This is a genomic window from Pseudomonas sp. TWRC1-2, assembly GCF_049896685.1.
Taxonomy (GTDB): Bacteria; Pseudomonadota; Gammaproteobacteria; order Pseudomonadales; family Pseudomonadaceae; genus Aquipseudomonas.
The window spans coordinates 96,964-119,840 of record NZ_JAFCUU010000008.1 but is presented as its reverse complement, the minus strand read 5'-3'; the positions used below and the strand labels follow the sequence as shown (position 1 = coordinate 119,840).

Here is a 22,877-nt window from a genome sequence, read left to right as displayed (position 1 = left end):
CCTAGTAATCTGGATGCACGCCAGGCCTGGCACCTTTGACATTTTGATTTCGCTCCACATCTCGCACATGATGGTGGGGATTAGGATGCACGTCAGGTTGCCCATGATCGGTCATATGGGTCTGACCTTTGCTACGCCCATACTCATCATAATGCGTGGTCCGCTCATAAAACTCATCTTTTTTACGGCTGCTCGGTTTGATGTCCACCACCCGCGTAGTCCCCGGGGTAACCTGAGTGGGCGCTTCTTTGTTCTTCCAGTAACTGTCAGGCAGCAGCGGGCCTTTCGAATCATTAGCAAAGATTTTACTGCCGGCCTTCATCCCTAGGGACTTGACCTCGCCCAGGACGGCATCAATCAGGAACTCCGTTGCAACAACGTATTCATCGCCATTCAGAACACTATTAGCATCAGCTTTAGCCTCCTCATGGATCTCCCGCATAAACTCAACTTTTCGATCTGTCAGCTTTGCTGCCAACTCAATAGCGGCCGACTCTTTATACTCCTGATATTTTTCACCGGCTACTTCCTTGACGACAGCATTCGCAACAGCGCTCACTACAAACTTTAAAGGCCCCATCATAGCTTGTACGCTGAGCATCGCAGCTTGGAACTGCTCTATTGGGAGCGCTTGAGAAATCTTAACAATATCAACGATGCCATTAAGCGCTGCCTCACCGCCGTTACGCGGTAAATTATCTATGTTCGTCGCCGCCAGTTCCAGTGGCTGCCCAGCTTTTTGCTCAGCCGAAGAGGCGAATGGACAACTGCCATCATCAATACAACTTTTAATTTTCTTATCGTAAATCTCTGCATTTTGCGAAAAGGTAGTCAATGCGCTAATCACTTCCGGTGGAAGCGTTTCTAGCGCATTAGGGTCAAGGCCTTTGCGGGCTAAATTTTTCGCAATGGTTAGCGCTTGCTCATCCCCAAATGTTTTGCGGGTCTTCGCCGAGATATCATTGATACTTACACGTTGAGCTTGGATTTCTCCCTTGATCTGGTCGAGCGCGCTTGCGACTTCCTGAATCTTCTTCTTTTGATTTTCGCCGAAATTAACAACGTCCTTAACCAAGTCTTTAGCAGTTTTCTCGGGGTCCATCACCGCATCAATCGAGGAACTGCTCGCATACAGATCGGTGCGTTTCTCTTCATCCTTAGTGATTTCATAGGCTTTGCCCACGTCGCGGTTCAAACTGGTCGTGGAGTCAGCACCTGTTTCGGCATCCTCGCGTACAACGATCTCACCGGTCCCAACAGTTGCACGCACAATCTGCTCGCGTTCTTTTTCGTAGTTCCAACCCTCAACGCTCCAACCGGTCTTACCTTCCTTGCCTTTGCCCGTCTGGCTACTGTCTTGTACGGTGCTGCCTTTGCTGTCATTGCTACCGGCTTTGTAGGTCCCGCCTACGTTGAGGTAGTAACCGTGCTCTTTATCCTGCCCGGCGATATCGCTGAAGCCGAGCGTACCGGTGTCCAGTTTAAGGTTGCCGTTATCAGCTGCGATGACAGCACCGTCGACCTGGGTATGGTTCTCGGTACGGATATCAACTTTGTTTTTGCCGGTGATGCTGGTTTGTTCTTCAACCCAGTCAGTCTTGCCGGTGGTTTGGCCATAGCCGACCGAACCGCTGACACCCGCTCCCGGGCCGATGGTAGCCGTAACGCTAATGTCAAATTCTTTGCCCTTGACCTTGCCGGTATCGGCCACCGATGAAACGTTGAGGTTGCCGCCGACGCGGCCTACCACCTCATCACCCCGTAGGTTGGCACCGCCGATGTTGGTGTCCTTACCGCTGTTGAACCCCAGGCGGTCGCCTGCGTATAGATATGCCTCTTGTTGACGTTGGCCTTCTCGTTCCAGGTTGCCTTTGCCCAAACTCACACTGACATAAACGCCGATGCCATCGGAGCCAAAGGTAAGACCCGCCTCCCCGCCGCCACTGTGGCGATTGTTTTCGCTGGTGCTGTCGTTATGCGCCGAACGGATATTCAAATCCTTGCCGGCATTCAGCTCAATATCTCGTTGCGCCTTGGCCTGTGTACCAATCAGGTTGAGGTCATTACTTGCCTTGAGGTTGATATCGCGACCAGCATCAAGTTGCGTAGGCGTAGAGGTGCCCTGGGCACTGTCGCCCGTGGCGGTGCCATAACTGCCACCGACACCGACCTTGATCCCGCCACTGGTGCCGCCATGAATACCGCCCCAACTCTGGGTGTTGGTGGTTTCCTCACTGACGCTGCCTTTGGCGATATCAAGGGTCACGTCGCGCCCTTTAATATTGATGTCGCGACCGGCGTCCAATTGGCTACCCTTCACCACGACGTCGTTGCCGGCGTTAAGGTTGAGATCTTTGCCGGCATTGAGTGTCGAGGACCTGTTGGTCTGCTCGACAACTTGTTGGCTGTTGCTCTGTTTGCTATTACCGAACTTGGCATCACCCGTCGGCCCGCTGACGAACTGGCTCACCGAATCTACGGCCTTCAGCGTGCTAGAGCCCTTGCTGACATTGTCCTCGCCCTTGCCCGCTCCGCTCACCGCGTCCTTGGTATTGGCGTAGTTGTGGTTGATTGAAGCACCCAGCCCATTGCTCTCTTTCTGTCGCAGTTGCTCTTGGAGCAGGCTTTCACGGGCAGCGTCGATGTTGATATTTCTCCCGGCCGTCAGGTCGATATCATTAACCGCATTGAGGTCGGAACCTCGCTGGTTAATATCGCGCTTGGCGTTGATCGCGACGTCCTGGCCTGCACTGATCTGGCTGCCCGCAGCGGTCTCGCGTTCCAGGCGATCTTTTTTCGTGGAGCCTTCGGTGCCTGCAAAAACACTGAAGCCATTGCCATTGCTGGAGATACTTGAGCCCGTCTGTTTTTTCTTCTCCCAACTGCGTTCGCTGCTGGAGTTCTGAGCGGCGACCACGTTGACGTCACGCCCGGCGTCCAGGCTGACGTTGCGCCCGGCACTGATGCCGCTGCCCACCAGGTTGATGTCACGTTCAGCCTGCAAGGTAGCATCGCGGTCAGCATTGACCTGGCTGCTTACGCTCGTGCTGCTCTGCGCTTCACGCCCGGCCTTCTTCGCCGAAGAGATCGCCACCGACGTTGGCCTCTCCACATAGCCAAATTTCTTTTTGTATTCCTCGCTGCGGCTGTACGCCGTGTCATTCGCAGAAACCAGGTTAATGTCGCCGGTGCTGTTCACCAGCCCGGCGCGCAGTTCAGTGTCGTTCTCAGCACTGATCTCACTCGCCCGCAACCGCACGTCATTACCCGCAGCCACCACCACGTCATTGCCGGCCTCCAACTCGCTGCCGACCTGGCTGGCGGTGGTTTTCAGCTGGCTCTTGCCGCTTTTCGAAAGCCCGAGGAACCCGGACTTGGTCTTCTTGCTGTAGGAACCGTGCTCCTCGACACCCGACAGCACCGCGATATCGCCCGTGGCACCCAGCAGCATGTCGCCGCCGGCTTTCAATTGGCTGCCGATCACGGTGACGTCGCGCCCGCCTTCGATGTTCATGCCGCCGTCGGCTTTTTTGCTGGCGTTGATGGTCAGGTCTTTGCCGGCTTCGACGACGGAGACGACGTTGGTGCTGTCGTAGCTTTCACGTTGTTCGCTTTTGCTGCGACCGAACGAGCCTTTGCTCTTTTTCGAGTAGAACGAAGCGTCTTCGTCGAGTGCTGAGAGGATGCTCACATCGCGCTGTGCCTCGAGGGCGACGTTGCCGCCACCGGCAATTCGGCTGGCGGTCAGTTCCAGGTCCTTGCCGGCATTCAACGACACGTCGCCGCCGGCGGTCAGCACGCTGGAGACTTGGCTGATGTGGTCTTTGGACTGTGTGACTTTCTTGGACTTGCTGGAGGAATGCTGCTCATCGGCAGCCGAGGAAACGCTGAGGTTTTCGGTGGCCGTAATGCTCAGGTCGCGCTTGGCGTCGATGCGGCTGGCGATGGCGCTGAAGTCGCGGCCTGCCGAGACTGTCAGGTCACGGCCGGCTTCTACGCTGGCACCGTTTTGTGTCACGGTTTCGGTGCGCAGGCGGCTGCCCATGTTGAAGCCATCGCGCTGCTCAACCGCATCAATATGAACATCGCGCCCGGCGGTGATGAGGGTGTCGCGCCCGCTTTGCAACACACCACCGGTGTTGGCCACGTCGCGCCCGGCATTCAGGGTCAGGTCATTCGCGGCCTCGATGCGTGACACGCTGTCGAGGTAGTCGCGACGCGTCGCGGTACCGCCACCTGTGCTGGTCACGGCGCGCTCGTTGATCACATCACCCTTGAGGGCCGTGAGCGTGACGTCGCGCCCGGCAATGATGCCACCAGACTTATTGACGATGTTGTTGCCGGCCAGCAGGTCCAGACGATTACCGGCTTCGATCACGCCGCTGTTGGTCAGGTCGTTGCCGGCTTTGGCTGAAAGGTTGTTGGTAGCGCGCAGGGTGCCGGCGTTCTCCAGGTTTTCCCCGGCGATCAGGTTCAGGTCGTTACCGGCGATCAGGGCACCGTTCGGCGCAAGACGGTTGTCGGCCTGGGCCATGTAAAGCACCGGCACCAACACTTTCTCACCGTTCACTGAATGCTCTTCGAGCCAGACGATGTCGTGCGTCAGGGCGGCAACCTGCTGCGAGGTCAACGACACGCCCACGGCCAGGTTCAGCTGTTGCTTACTGCTGATGGCGTTATCCATCAAGTACTTGAACAGTTTTTCGTCGGTGTTCTGGCCGTCGATAAAACGCTGTCCCGTACGCGCTTGCACGGCTTGCTGGATCAAGTGTTGCTCATAAAGCCCGTCGCCCAGGCGTTTGGCACTTTCATCCGGGTTGTAACCCAGGCCCGCCAGCAGGTAGTCGGAGCTCATGAACTGTTTCAGGTCGGTGAGCACCGGGTTGGTTTCGACCAGGTATTTGTGCGGTTGGGACACCGGCCCGGTAGGCGTAAAGCCTTGTACACGGCTGACGGTCTGGCTGGCGACCGAGGTGGTTTGCGCGCCTGCGTCGAGTGGTTTAGCGACCACCGTGGCTACTTGCGTTGGGCGATTGCCTTGGCTTTGTGTATTGGGCGTGCCGGCTACCGGCTGGATGCCTGGCATCACCGGGGTGACACCGGGAATGTTCACTGTGGGGCGCGCGAGGTCGCCGGGTGTAGTGACCTGTATGCGCGTATCGCGCTCAGTCAGCGCCAGGTTTGGCTGGTCGCCAGGCCCGCTGACCTTGACCGTAGGCAGGGTCGAACCTGCGGACGGATTTTGGCTGTTGATGCCATCCCCACGGGCGATCTCACCGGTAGTGATCTGGCCAGGCGTCCAGACGCCGCCGTTGTCCACATCGGTGGCCGCAGAGACGTCAAACGCCGTGGCGCTGGCGGTGACGCCACTGACCTGGCGTGCTGTCGAGCCCAATTGGCGAGTCGCGGCGCTCTGTTGATCGACTTGGGTCAAATCGAAGGTACGCGTCGTCGGTGCTGGTTGCGCGTCCTTGCATTGCGCCAGGCCGAGGCTGGCGCCGCCCATGGTCCAGCTTTGCGGGCCCGTGTTGGCCTGTACCGCCTGGGTGCCGTCGACCGCTTGGGTACTGAGGTGGAACAGGCCGTGGGTACCGGTCGGCAGGCTGAACTCACGCAGTGTCAGCGGGTTGACTTGCTGTTTGGCAAGGTCAGGCGGCAGTTGCGCAGCGAGTTGCACCACCACCGTTACCGGTCCGGTGCTGATAGCGGTGTCTTCGTGGCGCGCGGCGCGTTCGGTCAAGGCTGTGAACGGTGTCTCACTGCTGTTGATCAAGGTCTTGGTGGCGGTGATGTTCACCGCACCACCGGCCTGGATGATCGCCGGCGCCAGTGACGCCCCGGCGGTCGATACCAGGGTGTCGGCAACCAGTGGGAACGCCGACAACGCACCGACCGGCAAGCTTTTAGGGCCGCCCTGCGCGTTGTACGGGTCTACGACGCTGCGTTTGAAACGCCAGTAAGTACCGTTGGACGCGGTCAACCTCCAGGTACGGGTGCGCGTGCCGGAGCCGGACGTCGCACCTTTGTTGGTGAGTGTGTCCGCCGTGATATTCATGTCCGTGCCGGCAGCCAGGGTGCTGTATTCGTTGAGCACGTTGTTTGCGGCGATGTCCATTCGCCCGTTCGACTGGATAGTCGAGGCAGCCGAGGTGTTCAGCAGCTCACTTTGATAATTCTCGGTGCCGACGAAGTCGACGACAAAACTGCCACCACTGCAGTCCCAGCAAATGGTGCCGAGCGAGCCGCCACTGCCCGGGATTTCTTTGGTCTGGAACACATCCCGACGGTTAGTCAGGTTGGACACCTTCAGCGACATATCTCCGCTGGACTGGATGCTGCCGGAGACGTTCTCCAGGCGGGCGGCTTTGCTCACGCCGTCACGGCCGGCAACGTCCAGGCGCCCAAGGCTGTAGATGTCGCCGTATTGATTGGTGATCGAGTCGCTGTACATCGCCATGTCGTTGCCGCTGAACAGCAAGCCATGATCGTTGAGCAGGGTCGCGCTGGTCAGCGTTACCTTTTGCGCTGCGCCCAGGGTCCCGTAGTTGTTCAGGCCACCTGCCGCGAGGTTGAGAGTGGCCGCAGAGGTCAGGCGCCCACGGTTATTGAGCTGGCCATCAACGTTGATCACCGCATCGCCGCCGCTGGTTATCTTCGCGCTGTTACTCAGGTCCAACTGGCCCGCGTGCAGGTTGAGGGTGCCTTGGCTGGTGACTTTGCCATTGCCCGAGTAAGCGCCCGCCAAATCGAGCTTCAAGCTGCCGTCACTGGCAATCAACCCGTTATTGACCCAGCTGCCGCCCTTGCCTTCCAAGTGCGTGGAGGCCAATAGCTGCCCGGTTTCGGTCTGGGTAAATTTATTGACATTGACGTTCAAACGCCCTGCCTGGATGACGCTGGTGTTGGTCCAGGTATCCGCGTTCAAGGTCAGGCCGCCACGGGTGACGATGGTGCCGCCGGCACCGGTGACATTGGGCAGGGAAATATCGAAATTGCCCTCACCCATGTGCAGCAATTGCCCGCCGCTGTTCTGGAAGCTGGCAGCGGCCAGGATCAGGTCCTGGTTGGCGGTTTCTACGGCGCCGTTGCGGTTATCGAACAGGCTGCCGATCTGGAATTGCGTGGCACCCGTGCGGCCCAGCGCGCGTAGCTTGCCGCCCTGGTTGTCGATGGCATTGGCCGCCACCGTCAGGGCGTTGGTGCTTTCGATCAGGCCATTCTGGTTAGTCAGTTGGCCTGTGAGGCCCAGTGCTATCTGGTCGCCGGCGATCTGCCCGTTGCTGTTGTCGAGGTTGTCACCCTGGACCCGCATCAGGCCCTTGGCATACAGCGCGCCTTGCTGGTTATTCAGGGTGGCGAGGGTCAGCAGCGCGTCACCCGACTGCGCCGCAATGTGGCCGCCCTGATTGTCGAGCTGGCCAGCAGTGAGCAGAAGACGCTCACCCTGGATCAAACCGCCCTTGCGGCTGCTGCTCTGGTCATAACCATTACGCATCACACCGACCACGCCAGCGTCGATATCACCCTCAAGGGCAGCAAGCACACCACCACGGTTGTCGAAATTACCGGCTTTGAGCTGCACGTCACCGGTCTGGCTGATGAGGTGGCCGCCCTGGTTATCGAGGTCGCCATTGACCTCGACACGCAACCCGTTTTGCCCCTGCAGCTTGCCTTGCGCGTTGCTCAGGCCGAAGGCTTTGATCTGCAGGTCGCCCTCTTGGCTGTAAATCAAACCATCGGCGTTGTTTTGCACCATAGCGCTGGCATCAATCGCCAGTGGGCCTTTGGCGGCGACCGTGCCGCCTTGGCTGTTGTTCAGGCCACCCATGGCCAGTGACAGGCGCCCTTGGCTGGCGAGTTGGCCGCCACGGTTATCCACCTCGATAGCCTGCTTGAGCACCAGCGCCCCGGTGCCGGCGATCTTGCCGTTGACGTTGCCCAGGTTACCTTGCAGGTCGAGCACCAGGTGGTCGTTGCCCATCAGCGAGCCGCCGGTGTTGATCAGGTTGCCACCTAATACGTTCAGGTTGCGCATTGCCGTGATACTGCCGGCGCTGTTGTCGAGGTTGGCCGCGCTCAGGTCCAGTGTTGAGCCGCTGTCGATCAAGCCGCCTTGGGCGTTGCTCAGCAGGCCAATCACACTCAGAGTCTGCTGCGCACCGCTGGAAATAATGCCTTTGTCACTGTTGTCCAGGCTGGCCGCGCTGACACCCACGCGTCCCTGGCTGACCAGTACGCCTGCGCCGCTGTTGAGCAAGCCACCACTGAGGCGCAGGTCGAGGTCGCCGTTGCGGCTGGAGAGCGTGCCGCCAGCGCGGTTGTCCAGGCTGGCGCCGGCAATATTCAGCCCCTGCCAACCCGATATCAGGCCAGCGCGATTGACCACAGCGTCGGCATTCAGGCTCAGTACTTGTTGGCTGATGAGTGTGCCGGCGCTGTTGTCCAGGCTACGCCCGCTCAGGCTCAGGGCACTTTGGCTGGAGATCTCGCCGCCCTGGTTTTGCGCGTCGCGCAGACGCTTCAAGGTCAAAGGTCCCTTGGCGAGGATCAGGCCTTGACGGTTGTCCAGGTCACCATTGGCCAGGTCCACGGTCAGGCGCTGATCACTGATCAGCCTGCCGTCGCGCAGCGCCAATGCGCTGAGATTGAGGTCGATATCGCCCTTGGCCGACACCTCGCCACCGTCGCTGGCGTCCAGCGCCTGGGCATTCAGCACAAGGCTGCCCTGGCTGTTGATCAGGCCTTTGGCGCTGTTGTCCAGGGTCTGGGCATTGAGCGTCAAGGCGCGGGTGCCGAGCAAGCTGCCGCCCTGGTTATTGAGGTCGCCGCTGTTCACCGTCAGTGTTTGTGCGGCGTTGATCAGGCCTTGTTGCTGGTTATTCAGCAGACCGGTGCTGGTCAATTCGAGGTCGCCACGGCTGGTGAGCGTACCGCCGCTGTTATCAACAGAGGCTGCATTGGCACTCAGGCTCGCACCTGCAACCAACCCCTTGACGTTGGTGAGTACCTGGTCGATACGCAAAGCCAGGCCTTGGTTACTGAGCAGCCGGCCATGGCTGTTGTCCAGGTTGCGCGCCAGCAGGTCGAACGCCTGGCCGCTGGAGATTTCACCGCCTTGGTTGTTCACGCCATTGAGACGACTGAGCACCAGCGGCCCGTTCGCGTTGATCAGGCCTTGCTGGTTGTTCAACTGCCCGTTGTTCAGGTCCAGTGTCAGGCGTGTATTGCTGAACAGCTTGCCGCCCTGCTGGTCAAGGCCATCGACGCTGGCCGTCAGGGCCTGGGCACTGCCGATGCTGCCAGCGGCGTTGTTCAACAGGCCAGCCTTCAGGTTCAAGGTGTCGCCGCTGTTGAGGCGAGCGTTGGTATTGTCCAGCGCACCGGTAGTTACCGAGACCGCCCCTTTGCCACTGACCACACCTTTCTGGTTGTCCAGGCTGGCGCTGCGCAGCTGCAACGTACTGTCGGTCACCAACTGGCCGTCTTGGTTATCCACCGCGCCTGCCAGGTCCAGCTCCAACGCTTGAGCGCTGGAAATACGGCCTTGGCGGTTGATCAGGTTGGCGGCATTGACATTCAGGCGCCCTTCACTGCTGAGCACGCCCTGGCTGTTATTGAGCTCGCCGTTGAGTTCCAGTTGCAAAAGTTGCTGGGCAAGCAACTTGCCGTTGCTGTTGTCCAGGTCCTGCGCCGTGAGCATCAGCCGCTGGGCATTGAGCTGGCCGTCGTTGCGGTTGAGCAGTTTCGCCACGGTCAGGCTCAAGGCTTGCCCGGCCAGCACACGACCGCTGTCGCTGTTATCCAGGGTTTGTCCGGTGAAGCCCAGGTCGCCATTCGTGGACAGCTCGCCGCCACGGTTATCGACATTGCCGACCTGCAGTTTCAGCGCTTTTTCGGCGCCTGCCAGGCCTTTGCGGTTGTCCAGGGCCGTGCCCTGCAACGCCAGCTCGGTGGTGCTGATAAGTTGACCGCCACGGTTATCGACTTGGTCAATCGTGGCCGTTACCGCGGCCTTGCCCGTCACATCACCGGCACGGTTGTCGAGCCGCGCGGAAGACAGCAGCAACGCGCCGTCGGCGATCAGCGTACCGCGCTGGTTGTTGATCAACTGGTCGGCGGCGACGTCCATTGCCCCGTGGCTGCTGAGCAGGCCATCGCTGTTGTCCAGGCTGGCGGCACGCGCGTTGATCGAGGCTGCGCTGATGGTCCCGTGGGCGTTGCCTAACGCCTCTTTCACCTGCAGCGTGAGGCCCTGATTGCTGATCAGCTTGCCGGTGGCGTTATTCAGGTTGCGAGCCGCCAGGGTGAACGCTTGTTGGCTGGAAATCTCGCCGAGCTGGCTGTTGTTTACATCCGCCAGGTTTTTGAGCATCAACAGCGGGCTATTGATCAGTCCGGCGACGTTGGTCAACTGGCCATGATTGAGGTCAAGGTCGAGCCGGGTTTTGCTGAACAGTTCGCCACCCTGCTGGTCCAGCCCGGTCACTGTGGCCGTGAGGTTGTTGTCACTGGCGATACGCCCGCTGTTGTTCAGTTGGGCGGCCGAGACGTCCAGGCGGTCGGCACTGGTGATACGGCCACTATTGTTCAAGGCGCCGGTGGTCAGCGTCAGCGCGCCGCGACTGTTGAGCAGGCCTTTGGGGCCGTTGTCGAGGCTGGCACTGGTGAGGTTGAGGCTGGCATCGGTTTCCAGAATGCCGCCTTCGTTGGCGACAGCGCCGCCGACCTCCAGCGTCAGCGCAGCGGCCGAAGACACTGCGCCGCCTGTGTTGTTGAGGTTGGTGCTGGTCAGTTGCAGCGTGCCTTCGCTGCTGATCTGGCCCTGCTGGTTGTCCAACTGCCCGTTCAGTTCGGTGCCGGGAATGGCTGCCAGCGCAATGTTCAGGGATTGCTGGCCTGAGAAGGTGCCATGGCTGTTGTCCAGCCGCGCGCCGTTGAAGTGGTTATCGCGGGCAAACACCAGCCCTTGGGCCTGGTTAATCACCTGGGCCACGGCCAGCTCCAGCGCCGTACCGGCGACCAGTTTGCCGCCGCTGTTATCCAGGCGCTGGCCCTTGAAGTCGATGCTGCTCTGGCTGGAAATTTCGCCGGCGCGGTTATCAATGGCGTCGACCGTCAGTTTCAGCGCTTTTGTAGCGCCTACCAAGCCTCCGTTGCGATTGTCCAGCGAGGTACCGCTCAAATTCAGCTCACCCAGGGCAACCAACTCACCGCCTTGTTGAGCCAGCACGCCAACAGTGGCCTGCAGGTCGTTCTGGCTGGCGATACGGCCCGCCGCGTTTTGCACGTTAGCGGCGGTCAGCCGCAGCGGCCCTACGGCACTGATCAGGCCGTTCTGGTTACGCAACTGTTGCCCGGCGTACACCAAGGCCGCCTTGCCGCTGAGCAAACCTTTCTGGTTGTCCAACTCAGCCACATTGAGTTGCAGGTCTTTTTGCGCGAGGACCACGCCGCTGCGGTTGTCGACATTAGCGCTGTGCAACGTCAGCAGGTCCTGGCCGATCAGCCGCCCTTCGCGGTTGTCCAGCTGGCCGGTGTGCAGTTCCATGGTGCCCTTGGCCAACACCCGGCCCTTGGCCTGGTTGTCCAGTAACCCGTCAACGGTTGCGTTCAGTTGACCGTTGCTGACCAGTTGCCCGCCCTGGCGGTTATCCAGGCTGGCGGCGTACACATCCAACAACGTGCCGGCGCCCACTGTGCCGCCCTGGTTGTTCACTGCGCCCTTGACCTTGAGGCCCAGGCTCACATCACCAAGCACTTGCCCCTTGGTGTTGCTCAAGCTGGCTGCATCCAGCTGGGTGTGCCCTGCGCTGACGATCTCGCCCTGGTCGTTCAGCAGATCTTGCTGGACGGCCACGCGGGTGTCCAAGGTGCTGCTGACGCTGCCTTCGCGGTTATCCAGGCGCAAGGCTTCAAGCCCAACTCCAGCCGCTGAAATCAAGCCTTTGACGTTGAGCAGGGCGTGTTCGACTTTAAGGGTCAATGCCTGGTCGCTGAGCAGGTTGCCGCCGCTGTTATCCAAGGTGTCGGCGGTCAAGGTGAAGGCGTGTGTGCTCGAGACCTCACCGTTGCGGTTGTCGACGTCTTTGAGGTTCTTGAGCAGCAACATCCCCGGTGCATTGATAAAGCCATCGGCGTTGTTCAACAGCCCATGCTGCATGTCCAGAGTCAGTTCACTGTTGCTGTAAAGCTCGCCGCCACCGCGTTGGTCGAGGCTGGTCACACTGGCGTCGAGCGCCTGGCCACTGGCGATACGGCCTTCGAAACGGTTGTCGACGCTGGTCGCTTTGAGGTTGAGGCGATCGGCGCTGGTGACACGGCCTTGGTGCTGGTTGAGCAGCACACCCGTTGTGAGTTGCAATGCGCCGTCAGCGATGATGTGCCCTTGGCTGTTGTCCACACTGGCGCCGTTCACGGTCGCGGTGCCGGCGCTGAGCACTTCACCATTCTGGTTAGTGATCGCACCCTGGGTGCTCAGCACCAGCGCCCCGCCGCTGCTGATACGCCCACCGCTGTTGCCCAGGCTGGCATTGCGCAGTTGCAACCCAGCATCGCTGCGGATCACGCCTTGGGTGTTGTCGGCGTGCTCGGCCAGGTTCAGGTCAAGGTTGTACTTGGCGTAGAGATTGCCTTGAGCGCTGTTGTCCAGGTTGCCGGCTTTGAGGCTGACGTCCTGTTGCCCTGAAATCAGGCCCTTAAGCTGGTTGTTCAGCCTGTCGAGCGTCAGTTGGAGTGCGCCGTTAGCCAGCACACGACCGCCGTTACTGTTGTCCAGGTCATGCCCTGCCAACGTCAACTCGGTCACGCTGGACACTTCACCGCCACGATTGTCGACCTTACCGACGGTCACGTTCATGGCCTTGCCCGAATTGAGCAACCCGCCCTGGCGGTTATCCAACGCGTCGCCCTGGACCTGCAGTTGGCCAACCGAAGTAATGCTGCCCTCGCGGTTATCCAGTTTGCCCACACGCAGCTGCGCATCACCTTTGCTGGTGATGCGGCCTTTGGCCTGGTTGTCCAGGCTGGCGGCATTGAGCTGCACACCGTCGCCGGCCGCAAACAGCCCGTCCTGGTTGAGCACGTTGGCCGAGACCTGCACCGTCAAGGCGCCTTCGCTGGTGAGCTTGCCGGCGCTGTTATCGAGGCTGGCGGCATTCACCGTCAACACCTGCCCGGCAGCCAAGGTACCTTGGGTGTTGGTGATGGCGCCCTGGCCGGTCAAGGTCAACTGGTTGTCGCCCTGGAGACGACCCTGAGTGTTATCCAGTGCTGCCACGTTGACCGTCGAGCGCTGGCCAAGCAGTTCACCATGGCGGTTACCCAGCACGCCCTCGATGCTGAGGTTCAAGTCAGTGACAGCGCTCAATTTGCCGCCCTGGTTGTCCAGGCTGGCGCTGTTGACTTGCACGGCGGCGGCGGCAATCAGGCCGCGGGTGTTGTCCAGTGCCTGGGCGATACGCAAGACCAGGGCTTGCTCGCTGAGCAGCTTGCCGCCCGAGGTGTTCAGGGCCGTTGCCGCCAGCTCAAAGGCGTGCGCACTGGAAATTTCACCGCCCTGGTTATCCACGCTGCCGAGTTGCTTGAGCAGCAACTGCCCAGGCGCGCTGATCAAGCCACCCTGATTATTAAGGTGACCACCTTGCAGGTTCAGGCTCACATCGGCCTGGCTGGAGATATGCCCCGCGCGGCTGTTATCCAGCGCTGTCAGCGTCATCCCTAACTGCGTGCCGCTGCTTACGCGCCCGCCCTGATTACTCAACGTGCCGGTAGTGATCTGCAGCGCATCGCTGCTGGACAGCGTGGCATCATTGTTGGCCAAACCAGTGGCTTCGATAGCGAGATGCCCATCACTGACGATCGAGCCCTGCGCGTTATTCAACTGACCGCCAAGCGCCAAACCCAGCTGGCTTTTGGCAGCCAGGCTGCCCCCCGCACTGTTGTCCACTGTCTGACCCGCAATGTGCAGTTGCTGGGCGGAAATCCGACCTTTGAGTGAGTTGTCCAGGTGGGCGACAGTCAATTGCAGGTCAGCACCGGCGCTGAAGAGTCCCGCCTGGTTGAGCATGTTCCCGGCAATGCGCGCGGTCAGTGACGCGTCGCTGGTCAAGTTGCCGCGACGGTTATCCAGACTGGCGCTGTCGAGGGTCACGCTTTGCCCGGCGGCCAACGTACCGGCCTGATTGCTGATTGCACCCTGTGTGTGAAGCGCGAGCGTCGATCCAGCCTGCACCTGGCCCTGATCGTTATTCAGCGCGCCAAGCCCTAATACGAGTTGCTTGCCGAGCAACTTGCCCGCGCGGTTATCCAGTTCGGCATCGACGTGCAGGTTGAGGTCGTCTACCGCAGCGAAACGGCCGAATTGGTTGTTCAGCGTGCCGGCCTGAACCTCCAGAGTCTTGGCCGTTACCAAGCCTTTGGCGTTGTCCAGAGCACGGGCGATGCGCACACTCAACGCTTGCTCGCTGAGCAACTTGCCGGCGCCGTTGTTAAGTTGATCGGCGTTCAGGTCGAACGCCTGCACGCTGGAAATTTCACCGCCTTGGTTATCGACACTGCTCAGCTGCGTCAGCAGCAACCGCCCCGGCGAGTTGATCAAGCCTCCCTGGTTGTTCAGGTGACCATGATTGAGGTTCAGGCTCAGGTCACCCTGGCTGAAGAGTTGACCAGCGCTGCTGTTGTCCAGGCTCCCCACGGTCAACTGCGCGCCGGCGTCGGCGCTCAAACGTGCACCTTGGTTAACGAGCGCGCCGCTCACCCGAGCGTTCAGCCGATCACGGCTATGCACAAGGCCGCTCTGATCGTTGATCAAACTGGCAACGTCAATCTCCAGGCCATTAGCGGTAATAACGCCGGCGCCGTTGTTCAGGGTTTGCGCGATGCGCAGGCCCAGCGCTTGGTCACTGAGCAATTTGCCGCTGCGGTTATCCAGGCTGTTTGCGGTCAGTTGAAAACCATGCGTACTGGAAATCTCACCGCTGCGGTTATCGACGCTATTGAGGTTGTTGAACGTCAGTTGGCCGCCCGCGTTAATCAAGCCGCTGTCGCGGTTGTCGAGGTGGCCATTGCCCAGGTCCAGGTTGACGTCGTTGTTACTGTAAAGGCGCCCATGATCATGCTGGTCGAGGCTGGTGACGCGGGCATTGAGAGCCTTGGCGCTGCTGATCGAGCCGCCTTGGCTGTTATTGACCGGCCCTGCAACCAGATCAAGCGCGTCACCACTGATGAGTACGCCGCTCTGTTGGTTATTGAAGGTGCCGACATTGATCTGTGCGCCAGTGCCGGATTCGATGCGGCCCTGCTGCTGGTTATCCAGCGTACCGGCAATGTTCAGCCCCAGGCTGCCCTGGCTGCTGACGACGGCTGACTGACTGTTGTTCAGTTGCCCGGCGTCGATCTGCAGGTGCTGCCCAGCGGCCAGGCGACCGGCCTGGTTATTCAGGGTCGCGCCGGCGCTCAAGCGCAGCGCTTGGCCCGAGGAGATCAGGCCAGCGACGTTGTCCAGATCATCGACATGCAAGGCGACGTCGGCCTGGCTGGAGAGTTCGCCCTTGCGGTTGATCAATTGCCCGACGTTAGCGCGCAGCCCGCGGTCGCCGGCGACCAGCCCGGCCTCAGAGTTGAGCAGTCGAGCGGCTTTCAGCTCAATGCTTGCAGCACTCAGCACGCGGCCTTGTTGCTGGTTATCCAACGTTGCGGCGCTGACCTTGAGCTGGTTTTTCGCACTCAGGGTGCCGCCCTGGTTGCTCAGCGTTCCATCGACATTCAGTGAAAGGTCGCGACTGGCAATGAGGGTCTTGCCGTTGTTATTCAACTGCCCGGCGCTGATTTGGATGTCGCCCTGCGCGTTGCGTGTCTGGTCAGCGTTAACGCCAGCTTCGATGATGCCGTTGTTGGTCAACGCCCCGCCGCTTTGCAACTGCACGCGATCACGCGCAACCATGCTTTTTTGGTTGATCAATGCGCCTTGGGTCTGCACATTCAAGGCACTGCCCGCCAAGACCGATCCCTGTGCCGCCACGCTTGCGGCCTTCACATTTACGGCGCCGGCTGCCGAGGTCTGGCCCATCACCACATTGCCCGCCGCATCAATCTGAATATCGCCGCCGGCAACCATGTCACCCGACAGCCGCACGCCCACACCGGCCTCGGTGCCGATCAGCTTGACAGCGCCCACGTACATGCCACCCAGCGCCGAGGAGTCAATCGCCAGATCCGGCGTCTGGCTGCCATCCGCCGCACGCGCCGTGGCGTTCAAAGTGCGCGCATCGACGTCGTTGCGACCGGCGACGATGGTAAGTTTTTTCGCCTGGATCTGCGCGTTGATCGTGGTGGCGCGGGTGATGATTTCGAACTGGTCGACGTTGCTGGCGTTCAAGCCGGCACCTTCGATGGCGACGTTGCCTTGGTCGACCTGGTAGCGGCTGATCTGGCCGTTTTCGATCACCGCTTTACCAGTGGTCAGCGTGGCTTGCGGGGTGTTGATAAAGCCGCAACCGTTGCAGCTGATGCCGTACGGGTTGGCGACGATCACATGGGCCGACTGCCCCGCCACTTCAGTGTATCCACGCAGTTGGCTGGGGCTGCCGCCGTTGACTTCGTTGAGGATGATGTTAGCGGCAGTGCCCTGGAAATTCGGGTTGCCGACAATAATGCCGCCGAGCTGAGTGGACTGCGTACGCCCGGTGGCGTTGTTGAGAATGACGCCGTTGGCGCCGACGTTGTAGTCATGGAATTGGTTGTGCGACAGCCCGCTGCCGTTTGGCGCGGCGATGTTGACGATGGGCACGCCATTGCCCGCTTGCCCGAGCGTGGTGCCCGGCGCGCTGACCACGATGCCGTCGGCCTGGGCCAGCAGCGGCTGCCAGAACATCGCGTTGGCCAGGATCAACGCTAACCCACGTTTAGGCAGCCCCAGGAAGTGGGAGCGGCTTTTTACGGCAGCAGAAGGCTGGCGCGCGAGGAAGGCGAACTGGCGAACGTCCATGTCATGTCTCAATGCCCGAGGGCGGTTAAAAATTTAAAGGAAAAAATCCAGGCGGAAATAGATCGGCGCTTCACGTTCCGTGATCGCAGCCGGTCGTTCCAAGGAGTGAGCAAAGGTCACGCTGGCCGCGACGTTCTTGCCACGGGCAAACAGGTCCAGAGAATTGCTGCTCATGCGCCCATGCTGCTCGGCGTTGTAGCGGCCGTGGCTGATCACGCCCTGGTCGTAGCCGAGGCTGGTGCCGTATTCGCTGAACACCGGCTGCAGCCAGGCCCAGGTCACCGGGCGGCTCCAGCGCAGGTCGTTGCGCCAGTAGCCGCCGCTGTCACCGGCGAGCATCTGGTCTTTGTAGCCGCGAATCGACGATTGCCCGCCCAGGCTCATGCGCTGTGGGCTGAACAACACGTCTTCACTGTGCTGGCCGGTCATCAAGCTGCTGAAGCTCAGCGACTCGCCCCACAGCTGGAATGGGTACAAGTAGCTCACCGTGGCGGTGTATTTGCGGTAGCGCGCATCGGCCTGGCCGGGCTTGGGGTGATGATTGGCCTGGGCATCAAAGGCGCCGATGCCGTCCTGCATGCCCAGGTCGATGTTGAGGAACGAGCTGCCAATCCGCCGACCATGGTTGATGCCGAACTGGGCTTCGCTGAGGCGGTTGCTGCTCAGGGCGAGCTTGCTGTCTTCGATAAAGTTGTTAGTGCGCAGGTAGGCCACGCCAGTGCTCAGGGAGGTTTTGCTCAGCGCGTCACGATGAATCACACGCTCCAGGCGCAGTTGGTGGTTTTGGCTGTCGCCGGTTTGCTTGAACGTGAAGTTATTCGCCTGGGCCTGGGAGCGGTATTCGCTCTCGCTGTAGGTGTACGTGAGGTTCCACCAGCCGAACGGCAGGCTGTAATTGAGCATCGAGTTGCGCGAGGTTTTCTGGTGATCGCTGATCGCATCGTGGCCGCCGCGCAGCGACAGTTGGTCAGCCAACCCCAGCGGGTTATCCCAATCCAGACTTGCGCCCCACTGCTGCTCGCCAGTGCTGCGCTGGCCGCCGTTATGGCGCGACAAGCCGACGCGCCAAGGTTTTTGTGGGGTGTTCTTGACCAGCACATCACTGCCACCCACAGCCCTGCCCGGCGCCAACTCCATCTGCGCCTGGTTCGACGGCAGGCGGTTGAGTTGGTCGACCATCTGTTCGATTTCGCGCAGGTTGAGCAACTCGCCGGTCTTGCCTGGGAAACTCATCGCCAACTGGCGGTCGGTGATGCCGCTGCCTTCGACGCCCTTCAAACTTTCGAGCTTGCCTTCGACTACCTGGATCTTGAGGTTGCCGCTGGAAAGGTCCTGCTGTGGCAGGTAGGCACGGCTGGTCACCAAGCCTCTGGCCAAGTAACGGTCGGTGATGACCTTGAGCACTTCATTAAGCTGCGGCACGCCCAGGCATTGGCCGATATAGGGCTTGATCAGCGCGTCACGCTCACCTTCGGGCAGCGCATCGGCGCCGGCGAGTTCAATGGTTTTGATCGGGAAGCAACGGGTATCCACGGGCGTGGTCGGCGTTGCAGGCGCGGCGGATTTGCCGGGCAAGTCTTTGAGTTCTTCGAGGCGCCGCTGCTGGTCTTCGAGCAGCCGGTCCTGGCGGTCGCGAATCAGGTCGGTGATGCCCGGGGTGGCCTGCGGGGGGGCAGCTTGCGCTAATCCGGCAACGCCCAGGCAAAAAAAAGCGGACAGCAGGCCAAGCCTTGTCCGACGTTCCAAACGCCACATTTCTAGATCCCTCTATATGGCACTGAGCCACTAATCGGCGGCGATAATAGGATGGCGAAATGCTGGCGTCAATTAAATGTACCCATTTGTATCAGTGCTGATGCATTGATTCAGTGCGAATCACAACTTACCGGGAGGCAGCGCTGTAGCTTTTTTGATACGGATATTGCTCAACAGAATTATAAGTCCATAATGGACAAATCAGTTTATCCGCGGAGATAGCCATGCCCAGCACGCCTCACGTGATCAACCAGGCCCAGGCCCACGAATTACTTGCGCAAATCGATGTGCCTCACATCCTGCGCAAGCTGTTCCGCGACCTGGCCGCAGGGCTTGCGGTACAGCCGGCGCAACAGCTGGTGGAGTTCCCGCAAGGCGCCGGCGACTTTATCAACTACCTGGGCGTGCTGGCCGAAGACGGGGTTTACGGGGTCAAGACCTCGCCCTACATCGTGCGCGAGCAAGGGCCGCTGGTGACCGCATGGACGCTGTTGATGTCGATACGCACCGGCCAGCCTCTGTTGCTTTGCGATGCCGCCGAACTGACCACCGCGCGCACCGCAGCTACCACCGCGCTGGCGGTGGACGCGCTGGCACCGGCGGCCGCGCGGCGCCTGGCGATTATCGGCAGCGGCAAGGTTGCGCAGGCGCACGTGCGCTATGTGCAGAACCTGCGCGACTGGCAGCACATCAGCCTATATTCGCCGCGCCTTGGTCGCGCGAATGCCGACACCCTCGCCCACCTCAAGGGCCTGGACCCGCGCCTGACCCTCGCCACGAGCTGTGACGCCGCCTTGGAAGACGCCGACGTCATCCTGCTCTGCACCTCCTCGGCAACACCTGTGATCGACCCGACACGCTTGCGCAAACCCGCGCTGATCACCTCCATCAGCACCAACGCGCCGCGCGCCCATGAAGTGCCGCCCGAATGCCTGGAGCACATGCACGTGTTCTGCGACTATCGCCAGACCACCCCAGGCGCGGCCGGTGAAATGCTGATCGCCGGCGAACGGCACGGTTGGGACAAGCGCACCATCGTCGGCGACTTGCCTGAGCTGCTCAGCGACATGGCGCAGCGCCCGGACTACGACCGCCCTGTGTTTTTCCGCTCCATCGGCCTGGGCCTGGAAGACATTGCACTGGCCAATGCCCTGTACCAGATCCAGCGCTAACCGCCTTTTGAGGAAACGATCATGAACTCTGCAGACTTCATCATTATCGGCGGCGGCATTGCTGGCGCCTCTACCGGTTTCTGGCTGGCGCAGCACGGTAAGGTGCTGGTACTGGAGCGCGAAAACCACCCGGCCTATCACTCCACCGGGCGCTCGGCAGCCCTCTACACCGCCGCCTATGGCACCCCGCAAGTGCGCGCGTTGACCCTGGCGAGCCGTGAATTTTTCGACAACCCGCCGCCTGGCTTTTGCGAACATCCACTGCTGACGCCCAGCGGTGAAATGACCGTGGATTTCATTGGCGACCCGGTGGAACTCAACAGCCAATACCTGAGCGCCAAGGCCACCGTGCCGCAAGTCGAGCGGCTGAGTGCCGACGAGGCTTGTGCACGCTTGCCAATCCTGCGGCGGGAGAAAGTCCATGGCGCGATCTTTGACCCTACCGCCAGCGACATCGATACCGACGCCCTGCACCAGGGCTATTTGCGCGGCATCCGTCGCAACCACGGCGACGTGCGCACCGACAGCCACGTACTGGGCTTGAGCCGTGACGCCGACGGCCTGTGGCATGTGCGCACCCAGGACGCGACCTACACCGCCCCAGTCATCATCAACGCCGCCGGCGCCTGGGCTGATCATATCGGCGGGCTGGCCGGCGCGGCGCCCATCGGCCTGCAACCCAAGCGCCGCTCGGCGTTCATCTTCGCCGGGCCCGAGGGTGTGGACACCCATCACTGGCCGATGCTGGTGGCGCTGGACGAAGCCTTCTACATGAAACCCGACGCCGGGATGTTCCTGGGTTCACCGGCCAACGCCGACCCGGTCGAGCCACAGGATGTGCAGCCTGAGGAGCTGGACATCGCCATGGGCATTTACCAGATCGAAGAAGCCACCACCCTGACCATCCGCCGCCCGACCCGCACCTGGGCCGGCCTGCGCAGCTTTGTCCACGACGGTGATTTGCTCTCGGGGTTCGATCCGCAGGTTCCGGGGCTGTTCTGGGTAGCGGCGCAAGGCGGCTATGGCATCCAGACGTCACCGGCCATGGGCCAGGCGAGCGCGGCCCTGGTGCGCGGTAACCCGTTGCCGGAGCCACTGACGCGGTTCGGCCTGGACGCTGGTATGCTCTCGCCCGTCCGCCTGGAGCCGCATTGATGAACACCGCCGAGCAAGAAAAAGTCATGCAGAATTTTCGCGCGATCGCCGATGCGATCGCCACGCTGTTCTTCCCCCATGCCGAAGTGGTGCTGCATGACTTGCGCACGCAAAAGGTCGATTACATCGCCAACAACCTGTCCAAACGCGCTATCGGTGACGACTCGTCGCTGGAGGACATGCTCAGCGATGACGTCAGCGAAGTGAACATCGGCCCGTACGAAAAGCTCAACTGGGACGGTCAGAAAATCCGCAGCCTGAGCACCGTGCTGCACGACCACAAAGGGCGCCGGCTTGCCGTGCTGTGCATCAACCTGAATATCTCGCTGTTCGAAAACGCGAAGGCGGCGCTGGACCTGTTTCTGTCGCCGAGCAAGCTGATCCCGCAGCCGGACTCGCTATTTCGTGACGACTGGCAGGAACGGATCAACACCTTCCTGCATGCGTGGATGCGCGAACGCCAATTGAGCCTGAATCTGCTGACGCGCGACCACAAGCGCGAGCTGGTATTGGCGCTGCATGCCGAAGGCGCGTTCAAGGGCAAGAGCGCGTCGAACTATGTGGCGAATGTGCTGGGCATGGGACGGGCGACGGTTTACAAACACCTCAAGGAATTGAAGGGCTGACCCGTCGCACGAGCCGGCGTGCCGGCCCCTGCGGGGAGTCGGCACGCCGGCTTGAGGCGTCAGTCGCCGTAGATGTCGGACTTGAAATACTGCTGTGAAATCTTCTGGTACTCGCCATTGGCGCGGATACCGTCGATGGCCGCGTTCAGCTCGCCGACCAGTTCGGTATTGCCTTTGCGTACCGCAATCCCGGCGCCCTCGCCCACGTATTTCGGGTCCTTGAGTTCAGGGCCGACAAAGGCATAGCCCTTGCCACGTGGCATCGACAGAAAGTCGCTCAGCGGGATGGTGTCGGCAAAGATCGCATCGAGGCGCCCCGACGCCAGGTCCATGTAGATTTCTTCGTTGTTGCTGTAGCGCTTGACGTTGATGCCCTTGGGCTCGAACACCTCGGTGGCATAACGGTCGGTGGTCGTGGCGCGCTGCACACCGACGGTCTTGCCCTTGAGGCTGGCGTACTGGTCATCCACGGCTGCGCCGTCCTTCATCACCAGGCGTGAGGAGGTGAAATAGTATTTGTGGGTGAAGTCCACCGACTTCTTGCGGTCTTCATTGATGGTCATGGACGACAGGGCCATGTCGATTTTCTTCACTTTGAGGGAAGGAATCAGACCGTCGAATTCACCCTCGACCCACACGCATTTGACTTTCATCTGCGCGCACAAGGCATTGCCGATGTCGTAGTCGAACCCGACGATCTTGCCATCCTGGGTCTTGGAGGCGAACGGTGGGTACGCCGCCTCAATGCCGATGCGCAAGGTTTTTTCAGCCGCCAGCACATGGCTGGAAGCGAGCAGGCTAAAGGCCAGGGCGGTGATAAGCGTGTGTTTCTTCATGATTGAGGTCTCGCAAGTTATTGTTGGTTTGGCAAGCGTGAAGAAATAAAAGCAGGGTTGACGCATTTTTTTTGTACTTATAATTCCATACTGGACTTTTACGTATAGCACGTCAATCCGCCGTCCCTTCAGGAAAAAAACGCCCGCCTCCATCGTTCCTAAACAAAACCTCCCATGAAACTGTATCTGGGTTGCGCACAATAACGCCGCGCGCTGCAAATACAGCTGGCACTCAAACTGACCTGTTGCTGCTGGATGTGCTGATGCGGCACGTGGGTGGCTGGCAGGTACTGGCGGGTGACTGCGCCGATGAACAATGGGCTGATCGTGGCGCAAATCATCATCGACC

6 protein-coding genes are annotated in these 22,877 nt (G+C 60.5%); 3 read left to right on the top strand and 3 right to left on the bottom strand.

Annotated features, from left to right (window positions below):
* Window position 1 precedes the first annotated feature (1 nt).
* Entirely contained in the window at window positions 2-16,984 is a 16,983-nt protein-coding gene (locus tag ACP7B3_RS22320; protein WP_426180830.1) for a hemagglutinin repeat-containing protein, read from the bottom strand.
* Between the two features lie 33 nt (window positions 16,985-17,017).
* The gene (locus ACP7B3_RS22315) at window positions 17,018-18,739 is read right to left on the bottom strand and encodes a ShlB/FhaC/HecB family hemolysin secretion/activation protein (RefSeq protein ID WP_426180828.1); all 1,722 of its coding nucleotides are present in this window, start codon (window positions 18,737-18,739) and stop codon (window positions 17,018-17,020) included.
* 224 nt (window positions 18,740-18,963) lie between these two features.
* Here ACP7B3_RS22315 and ACP7B3_RS22310 point away from each other — a divergent pair, with 224 nt between their 5' ends.
* From ACP7B3_RS22310 to ACP7B3_RS22300, 3 genes are read left to right on the top strand one after another with little or no spacing between them, the layout of a single operon-like run.
* The gene (locus tag ACP7B3_RS22310) at window positions 18,964-19,911 is read left to right on the top strand and encodes an ornithine cyclodeaminase family protein (RefSeq protein ID WP_426180826.1); all 948 of its coding nucleotides are present in this window, start codon (window positions 18,964-18,966) and stop codon (window positions 19,909-19,911) included.
* Window positions 19,912-19,932: 21 nt separating this feature from the next.
* Window positions 19,933-21,066, top strand: coding sequence for an NAD(P)/FAD-dependent oxidoreductase (locus tag ACP7B3_RS22305; protein WP_426180824.1), 1,134 nt, complete (start codon window positions 19,933-19,935; stop codon window positions 21,064-21,066).
* Window positions 21,066-21,692 carry a helix-turn-helix transcriptional regulator gene (locus ACP7B3_RS22300; RefSeq protein WP_145163566.1) on the top strand — a complete coding sequence of 209 codons (627 nt, stop codon included), beginning with the start codon at window positions 21,066-21,068 and terminating at the stop codon, window positions 21,690-21,692. Before ACP7B3_RS22305 ends, ACP7B3_RS22300 begins: the two co-directional genes overlap by 1 nt.
* 59 nt (window positions 21,693-21,751) lie before the next feature.
* On the opposite strand, the gene ACP7B3_RS22295 is transcribed toward ACP7B3_RS22300, so the two are convergent.
* Entirely contained in the window at window positions 21,752-22,528 is a 777-nt protein-coding gene (locus tag ACP7B3_RS22295; protein WP_242200118.1) for an ABC transporter substrate-binding protein, read from the bottom strand.
* Window positions 22,529-22,877 lie beyond the last annotated feature (349 nt).